Raw genomic sequence first — 12118 nt, 5'->3', positions numbered from 1 at the left:
GGCTCAGACGTTGAAGCCCAGGGCGCGCAGCTGCTCGCGGCCGTCGTCGGTGATCTTGTCGGGGCCCCACGGCGGCATCCAGACCCAGTTGATCTTCAGCTCGCTGGCGAGGCCGTCGGTCGCGGACTTCGCCTGGTCCTCGATCACGTCGGTCAGCGGGCAGGCCGCCGACGTCAGGGTCATGTCCAGCGTGACGACGTTGGAGTCGTCGATGTGGATGCCGTAGATCAGGCCGAGGTTGACGACGTCGATGCCCAGCTCGGGGTCGACGACGTCGTACAGCGCCTCGCGGATCTCTTCTTCGGTCGCCGGCTTGATGGCCGCCTCCGCGTTCTCGGTCATGCCGTCTTCCTTTCGGCGACGTCGCCCAGAGCCTGGGCCGTCGCGTCCTTCCACGCCATCCAGCTCAGCAGAGCACACTTCACTCGGGCGGGGTACTTGGAGACGCCGGCGAATGCCACCGCGTCCTCCAGGATCTCCTCCATCGCGTCGTCGGGCTCCAGCTGGCCCTTGGACTGCATCAGCTCCAGGAAGGTCTCCTGGATCCGCTGCGCGTCGGCCAGTTCCTTGCCGACCAGGAGGTCGTTGAGGACCGAGGCGCTGGCCTGGCTGATGGAGCAGCCGTGGCCCTCGTACGAGACGTCCTCGATGCGCGCGCCGTCGTACTTCACCCGCAGGGTGATCTCGTCGCCGCACGTCGGGTTCACGTGGTGCACCTCGGCGTCACCGTCCCGCAAGCCCCGGCCGTGCGGGTGCTTGTAGTGGTCCAGGATGACGTCCTGGTACATCGAATCAAGCTTCACGTCTCGACTCTCCTAGCCGAAGAAGTTTCGTACGTGCTCCAGACCGTCCACCAGGGCGTCGACCTCGGCGGGCGTGGAGTACAGATAGAAAGACGCTCGCGTGGTCGCGGGAATTCCGTAGCGGAGGCAGACCGGGCGCGCGCAGTGGTGGCCGACGCGGACGGCGATGCCCTCCTCGTCGAGGACCTGGCCCACGTCGTGCGGGTGGATGTCGCCGAGCGTGAAGGAGATCGCGGCGCCGCGGTCCTCGGCCGTGGTGGGGCCGATGATCCGCAGGTCGGGCACCTCGAGGAGGCGCTTGACTGCGTACTCCGTGATCGCGTGCTCATGCGCGGCGATCTTGTCCATGCCGATGGCCGACAGGTAGTCCACGGCCGCGCCGAGGCCCACGGCCTGCGCGATCGGGGGCGTGCCCGCCTCGAACTTGTGCGGCGCGGGAGCGTAGGTGGAGGAGTGCATCGAGACCGTCTCGATCATCTCGCCGCCGCCCAGGAACGGCGGCAGGTCCTCCAGGAGCTCCTGGCGGCCCCACAGGACGCCGATGCCGGTCGGCCCGCACATCTTGTGGCCGGTGAAGGCCACGAAGTCGGCCTGGAGGGCCTGCACGTCGAGCGGCATGTGCGGGGCGGCCTGCGAGGCGTCGATGCAGACCAGCGCGCCGACCTGCTGCGCGCGGCGGACGATCGCCTCGACCGGGTTCTGGGTGCCGAGCAGGTTGGAGACCAGCGTGAAGGAGACGATCTTCGTCTTCTCCGTGATGATCTCGTCGATGTTCGACAGGTCGAGGCGGCCGTCGTCGGTCAGGCCGAACCACTTCAGCTTCGCGCCGGTGCGCTGCGCGAGCAGCTGCCACGGCACGATGTTGGAGTGGTGCTCCATCTCCGTGATGACGATCTCGGTCTCGCTGTCCACGCGGTAGGGCTCGTCGGCCCAGCCCAGCATGTTGGCGACGAGGTTGAGCGACTCCGAGGCGTTCTTGGTGAAGATGACCTCGTCGCGGCTCGGCGCGTTGATGAACCGGGCGACCTTGTCACGGGCGCCCTCGTACAGCGCCGTGGCCTCCTCGGCGACCAGGTACACGCCACGGTGCACGTTGGCGTTGTGCTGCTCGTAGTACTCGTTGAGAGCGTCGAGCACCTGGCGCGGCTTCTGCGAGGTCGCAGCGCTGTCGAGGTAGACGATCTTCTTCCCGTCGTGGACCACACGGTCCAGCAAGGGGAAGTCCTTGCGGATCGCCTCGTCCAGGAGAGCGGACTGGGTGAGGAGGCCCGGCAGCTGTGTCACTCGGAAGCGCCACCCTTCGTGTACGCCGTGTAGCCCTCGGCCTCGAGCTTGTCGGCGAGCTCGGCGCCGCCGGACTCGACGATGCGGCCGGCCGCGAAGACGTGGACGTAGTCGGGCTTGATGTAGCGCAGGATGCGCGTGTAGTGCGTCACCAGGAGGGTGCCGACCTCGCCGCTCTCACGGACGCGGTTGATGCCCTCGGAGACCTGGCGCAGCGCGTCGACGTCGAGGCCGGAGTCGGTCTCGTCGAGGATCGCGATCTTCGGCTTGAGGAGCTCCAGCTGGAGGATCTCGTGGCGCTTCTTCTCACCGCCGGAGAAGCCCTCGTTGACGTTGCGCTCGGCGAAGGCCGGGTCCATCTGGAGCTGCTCCATCGCGGACTTGACCTCCTTCACCCAGGTGCGCAGCTTGGGCGCCTCGCCGCGGATCGCGGTGGCCGAGGTGCGCAGGAAGTTGGAGACCGAGACGCCGGGGACCTCGACCGGGTACTGCATGGCGAGGAACACGCCGGCGCGGGCGCGCTCGTCGACGGACATCTCCAGGACGTCCTCGCCGTCGAGCGTGACGGTGCCGCTGGTGATCGTGTACTTGGGGTGCCCTGCCAGCGAGTACGCGAGGGTGGACTTGCCGGAGCCGTTGGGGCCCATGATGGCGTGGGTCTCGCCCTGCTTCACGGTCAGGTCGACGCCCTTGAGGATCTCCTTCGTACCGTTCTCGATGTCGACGGAGACGTGCAGGTCGCGGATTTCAAGCGTTGCCATGGGGGACTCAGGACTCCTGGGTGACGGAGACGAGCACATCGTCCCCTTGGATCTGTACGGGGTATACGGGCACGGGGCGCGTCGCGGGGAGGCCGGACGGCTTGCCGGTGCGGAGGTCGAAGCTGGAGCCGTGCAGCCAGCACTCGATGGCGCAGTCCTCGACCTCGCCCTCCGAGAGCGACACGTTCGCGTGCGAGCAGATGTCGTTGATCGCGAACACCTCGCCCCCGGTCTTGACGAGGGACACCGGCGTGCCGTCGATCTCCACCCGCTTGGGGGTGTCGCTCTCCAGCTCGCTCAGCGCACAGGCTTTGACGAAGGCCATCAGACGGAAGCCTCCAGCTCCGTCTCGATCTTCGCCAGGAGGCGCTCCTCGACGTCCGGCAGACCGATCTGCTGGACGAGCTCCGCGAAGAAGCCGCGCACGACCAGGCGACGGGCCTCCATCGCCGGGATGCCGCGCGACATCAGGTAGAAGAGCTGCTCGTCGTCGAAGCGGCCGGTGGCGGACGCGTGACCGGCGCCGGCGATCTCGCCGGTCTCGATCTCCAGGTTCGGCACCGAGTCGACGCGGGCGCCGTCGGTCAGAACCAGGTTGCGGTTCATCTCGTAGGTGTCCGTGCCCTCGGCCGCGGCCTGGATGAGGACGTCACCGATCCACACGGCGTGTGCGTCGTCGCCCTGGAGGGCGCCCTTGTACACGGCATTGGACTTGCAGTGCGGGGTGTTGTGGTCGACCAGGAGGCGGTGCTCCTGGTGCTGGCCCTTGTCGGTGAAGTACAGGCCGAAGAGCTCGGCCTCGCCGCCGGTGCCGGCGTAGGCGACCCGCGGGTGCAGCCGTACCAGGTCGCCGCCGAAGGTGACCACGAAGGACTTGAAGGTGGCGTCGCGGCCGATCAGCGCGTTGTGCTGGGAGACGTGGACGGCCTTGTCGTCCCAGTCCTGCACGGAGACGACGGTCAGCTTGGCGCCGTCGCCGATGAGGTAGTCGACGCCCGCGGCGAGCACCGCGTCACCGGTGTGGTCGATGACCACGACGGCCTCGGCGAACGCGCCGAGCTCGACGACCTGGTGGCCGTAGGCCACGCCGCCCTCGCCGTGCACGGCGATCCGGATCGGCTCGGTGAGCACCGTGTCCTTGGGGACGCTCACGACGGAGGCCTTCTCGAAGGACGAGTACGCCTGGGCCGCGACGCGGTCCGCCGGCGTGCCGGCCCTGCTCAGGCGGGCGTCGTCGCGCCCGACGGTCTCGACGAGGACGCCCTCGGGCGCCTCGACGACGACCTTCACACCGTCACCGGTGGCGACGGCTGTGCCGTCGTGCAGCCCGCGCAGCCGCTCCAGCGGCGTGAACCGCCACTCCTCCTCACGGCCGTGCGGGACCGGGAAGTCCGCGACGTCGAAGGACGGGGGGGCGCTCATGCGGGTGGCGACGGTCGACTCGGCGGCCACCGCGATCGAGCCGGCCGTGGTGGAACCGGCCGGGATGTTCTGAGCCTCAGCCATGGCTGTCGTAGTGCTCTCTTCCTGAATCAGAATCTGCTCAACTGCCGGACGGGGGACGGTCGTTATCCGACCGAGCCCTCCATCTGCAGTTCGATCAGCCGGTTGAGCTCAAGGGCGTACTCCATGGGGAGCTCCTTGGCGATCGGCTCGACGAAGCCGCGCACGATCATCGCCATCGCCTCGAACTCGGTCAGACCGCGGCTCATCAGGTAGAAGAGCTGGTCCTCGGAGACCTTGGAGACGGTCGCCTCGTGGCCCATGGACACGTCGTCCTCGCGGACGTCCACGTAGGGGTACGTGTCCGAGCGGGAGATCGTGTCGACGAGCAGCGCGTCGCACAGCACGTTCGACTTGGAGCCGTGGGCGCCCTCGCCGATCTCGACCAGACCGCGGTAGGAGGTGCGGCCGCCGCCTCGCGCCACCGACTTGGAGACGATGTTGGAGGAGGTGTTCGGCGCCATGTGGACCATCTTGGAGCCGGCGTCCTGGTGCTGGCCCTCGCCCGCGAAGGCGATGGAGAGCGTCTCGCCCTTGGCGTGCTCGCCCATCAGGTAGACGGCCGGGTACTTCATCGTCACCTTGGAGCCGATGTTGCCGTCGACCCACTCCATGGTCGCGCCCTCGTACGCCACGGCGCGCTTGGTGACCAGGTTGTAGACGTTGTTCGACCAGTTCTGGATGGTCGTGTAGCGGCAGCGGCCGCCCTTCTTGACGATGATCTCGACGACGGCGCTGTGCAGCGAGTCCGAGGAGTAGATCGGGGCGGTGCAGCCCTCGACGTAGTGGACGTACGCGTCCTCGTCGACGATGATCAGCGTCCGCTCGAACTGGCCCATGTTCTCCGTGTTGATGCGGAAGTAGGCCTGGAGCGGGATGTCGACGTGGACGCCCTTGGGCACGTAGATGAACGAGCCGCCGGACCACACCGCGCTGTTCAGCGAGGCGAACTTGTTGTCGCCGACCGGGATGACGGTGCCGAAGTACTCCTGGAAGAGCTCGGGGTGCTCCTTCAGGGCGGTGTCGGTGTCGAGGAAGATGACGCCCTGCTCCTCCAGGTCCTCACGGATCTGGTGGTAGACGACCTCGGACTCGTACTGGGCCGCGACACCGGCCACCAGGCGCTGCTTCTCCGCCTCGGGGATGCCGAGCTTGTCGTACGTGTTCTTGATGTCCTCGGGCAGGTCCTCCCAGGACTCCGCCTGCTTCTCCGTGGAGCGCACGAAGTACTTGATGTTGTTGAAGTCGATGCCCGAGAGGTCGGAGCCCCAGTTCGGCATGGGCTTCTTGTCGAAGAGGCGCAGACCCTTCAGGCGCAGCTTCAGCATCCACTCCGGCTCGGACTTCTTCTGCGAGATGTCGCGGACGACAGCCTCGGAGAGTCCGCGCTTGGCAGCGGCGCCGGCCGCGTCGGAGTCGGCCCAGCCGAATTCGTACGTACCCAGGCCCTCGAGTTCGGGGTGGGCAGTCTCCGTGGGGAGCGTCATGCGGGGTTCCTCCCGGCTGTGCTTGCAGATGCTTGCTGATGTGTGGTCTGTGGTGGCGCGCCGTGCGGGATGAACGTGGTGCAGACGCCGTCGCCGTGGGCGATCGTCGCCAGGCGCTGCACATGTGTTCCCAGGAGGCGGGAGAAGAACTCCGTCTCCGCCTCGCACAGCTGCGGGTACCGCTCGGCGGCGTGGGCGACCGGGCAGTGGTGCTGGCACAGCTGCTCGCCCCGCTGCGGCTGGGGCGCGCTGCGCGCCGTAGCAGCGTACCCGTCGGCGCTCAAGGCCTTGGCCAGGGCTTGGGTCCGCTCTTCGGGCGCCGCTGCCTCGATCGCGTCCCGGTACGCCCCGGCCTGAGCCTCGACGCGGGCCCGCGCGAACGCCGCGACGGCTTCCTCGCCGGCCGCGCCGCCGCCCGCGGACTGCTCGATCCAGTGCAGGGCTTCGACGGCGAGCTTGTCGTAGGACTGCTCGAAGGCGTCCCGGCCGCAGTCGGTCAGGGCGAAGACCTTGGCCGGGCGGCCGCGGGTCCGCGCGCCGTACACGCGCTGTTCGCGCGGCTCGACGACCTCGTCGGCGACGAGCGCGTCGAGATGGCGGCGGACGGCGGCCTGGGTGAGGCCGAGGCGCTTGGCGAGGTCCTGTGCGGTCGAGGGCCCGTGGTCCAGGATGGAGCGCGCGACCCGGTTGCGGGTGGACCGCTCACCGGTCGCGAGTTCCTCCTGGGGAGCCTCGCCGACGTATTTCACAACACCATTGTTGCGTAATTCCTCAGGGCCTGACAACCCACGCCACGATCAACAGCGGTGCGGTGTATCACTTAGGTGAACCTAAGCTGACCTGCGGAAACGATCTTTGATCGATCGTCGCGCCAACCGGAATCCCGTTATTCGATGGTGCGCGCCGCAGGCCTGCGGCAGACTCGCGACCCATGCCCACACCACCTGTGACCGGCCCTTTGTGTACGCGCGAGTCGCTCGCGCACGACCTGCGCGGGCTCGGGGTCCGACCCGGCGAGACGCTCCTCGTGCACTCCTCCCTGAAGTCGCTCGGCTGGGTCTGCGGGGGCGCCGTCGCGGTCGTCCAATCTCTTCTGGACACATTGGGCGAAACGGGCACGCTCGTGGTCCCCGCGTTCTCCAACGACAACTCCGACCCCGCGCACTGGCAGCGCCCGGCCGTGCCCGAGGCGTGGTGGGAGCCGATCAGGGCCGCGATCCCCGCGTACGACCCGGCGACCACGCCGAGCCGCGGCGTCGGGGCGATCCCGGAGGCCGTGCGCACCTGGCCCGGCGCCCTGCGCAGCGACCATCCCCAGACATCCTTCGCCGCGATCGGACCGGGCGCGTCGCGGATCACCGCGGGACACGCCCGCGACTGCCAGCTCGGCGAGCGCAGCCCGCTGGCCCGCCTGGAGGAGACCGGCGCCCGGGTGCTGCTCCTCGGCGCGGGCTTCGGCTCCTGCACCTCCTTCCACCTCGCGGAATACCGCGTGCCGGGGCCGGTGGAGGACGTGTCGTTCGCGGCGAGCACCCCGCAGGGCCGCCAGTGGCTCACGGTGCGGGACGCCGGTCTCGACAGCGACTGCTTCGACGAACTGGGCGCGGACTTCGAGCGGACCCGGCAGGTTCCGGGCGGCACGGTCGGCGGGGCCCGCTGCCGCCTGTTCCCGGTGGCGGACGCGGTCGCCCACGCCCAGCGCTGGCTGCCGGCACACCGTCCGTACGCGGGGTGAGAACGCGGCCGCGAGGAAGCGGAGGGGATACGGGTGCGGGGCGCGGGCCGGGACCGGACCGGCCCCGGGCCCCCGCACCTCCGGTCCCCGGGGCCCAGGCCTAGACTTGCCGGTCATGAACAGCGAGCCCGCCCTCCCGTCTCCCGGCCTCCGCCCCTCAGGGAGACCCCGCGGGTCGCACCCCGTCGTCGAGATCACCGGCCTGGTCAAGCGGTACGGACCCAAGACCGCCGTGGACGGCCTCGACCTCACCGTCGACGCGGGCACCGTGACCGCCGTCCTCGGCCCCAACGGCGCGGGCAAGACCACCACCATCGAAACCTGCGAGGGCTACCGCAGGCCCGACGCGGGCACCGTCCGCGTCCTCGGCCTCGATCCGGTCGCCGACGCCGGGCGGCTCAAGCCGCGCATCGGCGTCATGCTCCAGTCCGGCGGCGTCTACTCCGGCGCCCGCGCCGACGAGATGCTCCGCCACATGGCGAAACTGCACGCCCACCCGCTGGACGTGGACGCGCTCATCGAGCGCCTGGGGCTCGGCAGTTGCGGCCGCACCACCTACCGCAGGCTCTCCGGCGGCCAGCAGCAGCGCCTCGCGCTCGCGATGGCCGTCGTCGGCCGCCCCGAACTGGTCTTCCTGGACGAGCCGACCGCGGGACTCGACCCGCAGGCCCGCCGCGCCACCTGGGACCTCGTGCGCGAACTGCGCGCCGACGGCGTCTCGGTGGTCCTCACCACCCACTTCATGGACGAGGCCGAGTCCCTCGCGGACGACGTGGCCATCGTCGACGCGGGCAAGGTCGTCGCCCAGGGCTCCCCCGAGCAGCTGTGCAGGGGCGGCGCCGAGAACACACTGCGCTTCACCGGCCGCCCCGGCCTCGACCTCGGCTCGCTCCTGAAGGCACTGCCGGACGGCTCGGCCGCGGCCGAGCTGACGCCCGGCGCGTACCGCATCGCCGGCACCATCGACCCGCAGCTGCTCGCCACCGTCACCACCTGGTGTGCCCAGCACGGGGTGATGCCCGACGGCATCTCGGTCGAGCGCCACACTCTCGAGGACGTCTTTCTGGAGCTGACCGGCAGGGAGCTGCGCGCATGAGCGCTGGTACGTACGCACCGAAGCCCGGGGCCGCGCCGCTCGGACGGATGATCGGGGCGCAGACCGCCCTGGAGACGCGGATGCTGCTGCGCAACGGCGAGCAACTGCTGCTCACCGTGATCATCCCGAGCCTGCTGCTCGTGCTGTTCTCGACCGTCGACATCATCGACACGGGGCAGGGCAAGTCCGTCGACTTCCTCGCGCCCGGCATCCTCGCGCTCGCCGTCATGTCGACCGCCTTCACGGGCCAGGCCATCGCGACGGGCTTCGAGCGGCGGTACGGAGTGCTCAAGCGGCTCGGCGCGTCGCCGCTGCCGCGCTGGGCCCTGATGACGTCCAAGACGCTCGCCGTGCTCGTGACCGAGGTGCTCCAGGTCGTCCTGCTCACCGTGATCGCCTTCGCCCTCGGCTGGTCCCCGCACGGCAACCCGCTCGCGGTGCTGTTCCTGCTGGTGCTCGGCACCGCCGCCTTCTCGGGGCTCGGGCTGCTCATGGCCGGCACCCTCAAGGCCGAGGCGACCCTCGCCGCGGCCAACCTGGTGTTCCTGCTGCTGCTCGTGGCCGGCGGGGTCGTCGTGCCGATGGACAAGTTCCCCGGCGGCGTGCAGTCGGTGCTGAACCTCCTGCCCATCTCGGCCCTGTCCGACGGGCTGCGCGACGTGCTGCGGGACGGCGCTTCCGTGCCGTGGGGCGACCTCGGGATCCTCGCGGTCTGGGCGGTCCTCGGCCTCGGCGCCGCCGCGAAGTTCTTCCGCTGGGAGTGAGCGACGGGCCCGGCCGGGAGTGACTTTCCTCCCTGCCGGGCCCGCCGGGACCCCCTAGTGAAAACATGCACAAACGGGCGCCTACGATAGGGCCCATGCCGAAAGTGACCCGCGCCGATGTGACCGCAGCGGCCCGCAATCCGCTTCTCTTCATCGCACAGCGCTGGACCGCCTCCCCCCGGATCGTGCGGCGCGCGGCGCTGGCCGCGCTCGTCATGGCCGTCGCCATCGTGGTGACCGGCGGCGCGGTCCGGCTCACCGGTTCCGGGCTCGGCTGCCCCACCTGGCCCAAGTGCACCAGCGAGAGCCTCACCGCCACCAGCGAGATGGGCTTCCGCGGCGCCATCGAGTTCACCAACCGGATGCTCACCTACGTGCTGTGTGCCGCGGTCGGCTGGGCGATCATCGCGGCCCGTTCCGCCAAGCCCTGGCGGCGCCCGCTGACCCGGCTCGGCTGGGTGCAGTTCTGGGTCGTCATGGGCAACGCGGTCCTCGGCGGCATCGTCGTCCTGGTCGGCCTCAACCCGTACACGGTGGCCGCCCACTTCCTGCTCTCCAGCGCGCTCATCGCGGTCGCCGTCGTCACCTGGCAGCGCACCCAGGAGGGCGACGGCGCGCCAAGGCCCTTGGTGGGCAAGGCGGTTGTACAGCTGACCTGGCTCCTGGTCGGCGCCTCGGCCGCGCTGATCGCGGTGGGCACGATCGTCACCGGCACCGGCCGCCACCCCGGCGACTCCAAGGACGTGCCGCGCATCCCGCTCGACTGGACGATGATCACCCAGCTGCACGCGGACCTCGCCTGGATCGTCGTGGCCCTCGCCGTCGCGCTGTGGTTCGTCCTGAAGGCCGTCGACGCGCCCCCCGGCCCGCGCGCCCGCGCCCGCGACCTGTTCCTGGTGCTCCTCGGTCAGGGCGTGATCGGTTACGTCCAGTACTTCCTGAAGACACCCGAAATCCTGGTCGGCCTGCACATGCTGGGCTCGTGCCTGGTCTGGATCGCCGTACTGCGGGTGCTGCTCTCGCTGCGCGAGCGGCCGGAGATCACGGCCGAGGTTCCGGCCCAGGCCGACTCCGCCCTGAGCCTCGCCTGACCGCTCGGGCGCGCCACGGGGCGGACCCCCCGATCCGGCCCTGAGCCCGAACGGGCCCTACGCCGGATCCGTCAGCCCGTAGACCCGCCGCGCGTTGCCCGCCGCGATCATTCCCGCCACCCGCTGCGCGTCCGCGCGCGACCACGCACCCTCGGTCACCCAGCCGCCGAGCACCCGGCCCAGCGCCTCCGCGAACAGCCGGGCGCCCACCACGTGCAGCTCGGGCAGCCCGCACGCCCCGCTGGAGTAGAGCAGCTTCCCGAACGGGGCCAGCTCCAGGATTTCCGCGAGGACGGCGGCGGACCGGGCCCCCGTGCGCACCAGGGCGGGCCCGACGTCCGCGTACACGTGCGGGTGCAGGCCGGCCAGATGCGCGGCCTGGCGGTGGTACGGATAGCCGTGCAGCAGCACCAGATCGGTGCCGAGCCCGCCCGTCGCGTCCGCGAATCCGGCGAGCAGCATCGGGTCCGCCATCCCCACCTGGAGCTGGAGCGGGCGCCCGGCCGCGACCGCGCTCCACAGCAGGTGGCGCAGGAGCACGGGGTCGGCGAGGCGGTCGTGCTTGCGCCGGCCCGCGAGCCACCGCCCGGCCGCCCCGCGCACCTCCCCCGGCCCCGGCGGCTGCGGGTCGAGCCCTTCGCGTACGCCCGCGACCGAAGCGAAGGCGATGGCCGAATGGGCGGCTGTGTGCACGGCTTCGGCGAGGTTGGCCAGGAAGGACTCGACGGTTCCGGACGTGTCGGCGACCTGTTCGGCCAGGAGTTCGAGGCGGACGATCTCGTGGGCGTCGGCCGCGCCGGCGGCGGCGATCTCGTGCGGCGCGGTGAGGTCGCCGGGCAGCCCGGTGTCGACCAGATAGGTGGAGACGCCGGAGCCTCTCAGCAGGCGTCTGCCCGACTCCAGGACGCCCAGTTCGCGCCGGCGGGCCAGATAGCGGGCCGGAGGGCAGTGCGGCTCCAGGCCGAGGAGCGGGGGGCACCAGCGGCGTACGGCGAAGCCGGTCTGGGTGTCGAAGAAGGTGGTGCCGGGCGCGGGCAGGGTGCCGGTGCGGCCGAGGGCCGTCTCGAAGGTGCCGAGGCCCAGTTCGGTGCGCAGGATGCCGTGGCAGTACTGGTCCACCAGGGTCGGTGTGTCGATCATCCGGGGCTCCCTGGGGTGGACGCGCTTGTACCCCTCCTAACGGGTGAGCCCCGGATCGGTATTGATCGGCTGCCGCTCAGCTGTTCTTCGGACCGCCGAGCTGGATCCCGGCCATGCGGCTCCACTCGTACGGGCCGGTCTTCACCTTGGCCGCGAACTCCCCGTCGAAGTCCTCGTGGACGGTGATGCCCGACTTCTCGACGGCGCTGAGCGCCACGGCGTGGGTCGGGGCCACCAGGTCGCCCCAGCCGCCGTCCTCGCCGACCAGCACGATGCGGGCGCCCTTCTGGCCGATGTACGCGATCTGGCCCTCGGCGCCGCCGTGTTCCTTGGCGAAGGAGCCGATCAGGCGGGCCAGCCTGGCCGCGTGCCGTTCGGCCTTCGCGGCCTGCTTCTCGTCAACCTGGGTGTCTGCCATGCCGCGATGCTACTAGCGGGTAGCCCCGGGAGCGAC

14 protein-coding genes are annotated in these 12118 nt (G+C 70.3%); 4 read left to right on the top strand and 10 right to left on the bottom strand.

Annotation, left to right across the window (positions count from 1 at the left end; genetic code table 11):
- Positions 1–3 precede the first annotated feature (3 nt).
- The 8 genes from OG432_RS27125 to OG432_RS27090 form a co-directional block, all read right to left on the bottom strand.
- The gene (locus OG432_RS27125; RefSeq protein ID WP_328313581.1) at positions 4–342 is read right to left on the bottom strand and encodes a metal-sulfur cluster assembly factor; all 339 of its coding nucleotides are present in this window, start codon (positions 340–342) and stop codon (positions 4–6) included.
- Complete coding sequence (gene sufU / locus OG432_RS27120) at positions 339–803, bottom strand: Fe-S cluster assembly sulfur transfer protein SufU (RefSeq protein WP_328313580.1); 465 nt, start codon at positions 801–803, stop codon at positions 339–341. The genes OG432_RS27125 and sufU overlap by 4 nt, the downstream gene beginning before the upstream one ends.
- Positions 804–815: 12 nt before the next feature.
- Positions 816–2087 carry a cysteine desulfurase gene (locus tag OG432_RS27115; protein WP_328313579.1) on the bottom strand — a complete coding sequence of 424 codons (1272 nt, stop codon included), beginning with the start codon at positions 2085–2087 and terminating at the stop codon, positions 816–818.
- On the bottom strand, positions 2084–2848 hold the full coding sequence (gene sufC, locus OG432_RS27110; protein ID WP_328313578.1) for a Fe-S cluster assembly ATPase SufC: 765 nt from the start codon (positions 2846–2848) through the stop codon (positions 2084–2086). The genes OG432_RS27115 and sufC overlap by 4 nt, the downstream gene beginning before the upstream one ends.
- Positions 2849–2855: 7 nt before the next feature.
- On the bottom strand, positions 2856–3173 hold the full coding sequence (locus OG432_RS27105; protein WP_267053846.1) for a bifunctional 3-phenylpropionate/cinnamic acid dioxygenase ferredoxin subunit: 318 nt from the start codon (positions 3171–3173) through the stop codon (positions 2856–2858).
- Positions 3173–4354 (bottom strand): Fe-S cluster assembly protein SufD, encoded by a 1182-nt coding sequence (gene sufD / locus OG432_RS27100; protein WP_328313577.1) that lies wholly within the window; start codon positions 4352–4354, stop codon positions 3173–3175. The genes OG432_RS27105 and sufD overlap by 1 nt, the downstream gene beginning before the upstream one ends.
- Positions 4355–4416: 62 nt before the next feature.
- Positions 4417–5838, bottom strand: a complete 1422-nt coding sequence (sufB, locus tag OG432_RS27095; RefSeq protein ID WP_328313575.1) for a Fe-S cluster assembly protein SufB — start codon at positions 5836–5838, stop codon at positions 4417–4419.
- On the bottom strand, positions 5835–6587 hold the full coding sequence (locus OG432_RS27090) for a helix-turn-helix transcriptional regulator (protein ID WP_328313574.1): 753 nt from the start codon (positions 6585–6587) through the stop codon (positions 5835–5837). Before OG432_RS27090 ends, sufB begins: the two co-directional genes overlap by 4 nt.
- A 182-nt stretch (positions 6588–6769) precedes the next feature.
- Here OG432_RS27090 and OG432_RS27085 point away from each other — a divergent pair, with 182 nt between their 5' ends.
- The 4 genes from OG432_RS27085 (at position 6770) to OG432_RS27070 (ending at position 10524) form a co-directional block, all read left to right on the top strand.
- On the top strand, positions 6770–7573 hold the full coding sequence (locus OG432_RS27085; protein ID WP_328313573.1) for an aminoglycoside N(3)-acetyltransferase: 804 nt from the start codon (positions 6770–6772) through the stop codon (positions 7571–7573).
- Positions 7574–7688: 115 nt separating this feature from the next.
- The gene (locus OG432_RS27080) at positions 7689–8669 is read left to right on the top strand and encodes an ABC transporter ATP-binding protein (protein ID WP_328313572.1); all 981 of its coding nucleotides are present in this window, start codon (positions 7689–7691) and stop codon (positions 8667–8669) included.
- Complete coding sequence (locus tag OG432_RS27075) at positions 8666–9433, top strand: ABC transporter permease (RefSeq protein ID WP_328313571.1); 768 nt, start codon at positions 8666–8668, stop codon at positions 9431–9433. Before OG432_RS27080 ends, OG432_RS27075 begins: the two co-directional genes overlap by 4 nt.
- A gap of 95 nt (positions 9434–9528) precedes the next feature.
- Positions 9529–10524, top strand: coding sequence for a COX15/CtaA family protein (locus OG432_RS27070; RefSeq protein ID WP_443058467.1), 996 nt, complete (start codon positions 9529–9531; stop codon positions 10522–10524).
- A gap of 57 nt (positions 10525–10581) precedes the next feature.
- On the opposite strand, the gene OG432_RS27065 is transcribed toward OG432_RS27070, so the two are convergent.
- Both OG432_RS27065 and OG432_RS27060 read right to left on the bottom strand, forming a co-directional pair.
- The gene (locus tag OG432_RS27065; protein ID WP_328313570.1) at positions 10582–11664 is read right to left on the bottom strand and encodes an amidohydrolase; all 1083 of its coding nucleotides are present in this window, start codon (positions 11662–11664) and stop codon (positions 10582–10584) included.
- Positions 11665–11740: 76 nt separating this feature from the next.
- Positions 11741–12082, bottom strand: a complete 342-nt coding sequence (locus tag OG432_RS27060; protein WP_328313569.1) for a hypothetical protein — start codon at positions 12080–12082, stop codon at positions 11741–11743.
- Positions 12083–12118 lie beyond the last annotated feature (36 nt).

Origin of the sequence: Streptomyces sp. NBC_00442, assembly GCF_036014195.1 — a bacterium.
In the GTDB taxonomy this organism is placed as follows: Bacteria; Actinomycetota; Actinomycetes; order Streptomycetales; family Streptomycetaceae; genus Streptomyces.
The sequence above is the reverse complement of the archived record's forward strand: the minus strand, read 5'-3'. Positions and strand labels throughout refer to the sequence as shown.

Coding starts and splice junctions, on each gene's coding strand:
- OG432_RS27065 (WP_328313570.1), bottom strand. CDS start 11,664: ATGATCGACACACCGACCCTGGTGGACCAGTACTGCCACGGCATCCTG.
- sufB (WP_328313575.1), bottom strand. CDS start 5,838: ATGACGCTCCCCACGGAGACTGCCCACCCCGAACTCGAGGGCCTGGGT.
- OG432_RS27075 (WP_328313571.1), top strand. CDS start 8,666: ATGAGCGCTGGTACGTACGCACCGAAGCCCGGGGCCGCGCCGCTCGGA.
- OG432_RS27125 (WP_328313581.1), bottom strand. CDS start 342: ATGACCGAGAACGCGGAGGCGGCCATCAAGCCGGCGACCGAAGAAGAG.
- OG432_RS27070 (WP_443058467.1), top strand. CDS start 9,529: ATGCCGAAAGTGACCCGCGCCGATGTGACCGCAGCGGCCCGCAATCCG.
- sufC (WP_328313578.1), bottom strand. CDS start 2,848: ATGGCAACGCTTGAAATCCGCGACCTGCACGTCTCCGTCGACATCGAG.
- OG432_RS27080 (WP_328313572.1), top strand. CDS start 7,689: ATGAACAGCGAGCCCGCCCTCCCGTCTCCCGGCCTCCGCCCCTCAGGG.
- sufD (WP_328313577.1), bottom strand. CDS start 4,354: ATGGCTGAGGCTCAGAACATCCCGGCCGGTTCCACCACGGCCGGCTCG.
- OG432_RS27105 (WP_267053846.1), bottom strand. CDS start 3,173: ATGGCCTTCGTCAAAGCCTGTGCGCTGAGCGAGCTGGAGAGCGACACC.
- OG432_RS27060 (WP_328313569.1), bottom strand. CDS start 12,082: ATGGCAGACACCCAGGTTGACGAGAAGCAGGCCGCGAAGGCCGAACGG.
- OG432_RS27085 (WP_328313573.1), top strand. CDS start 6,770: ATGCCCACACCACCTGTGACCGGCCCTTTGTGTACGCGCGAGTCGCTC.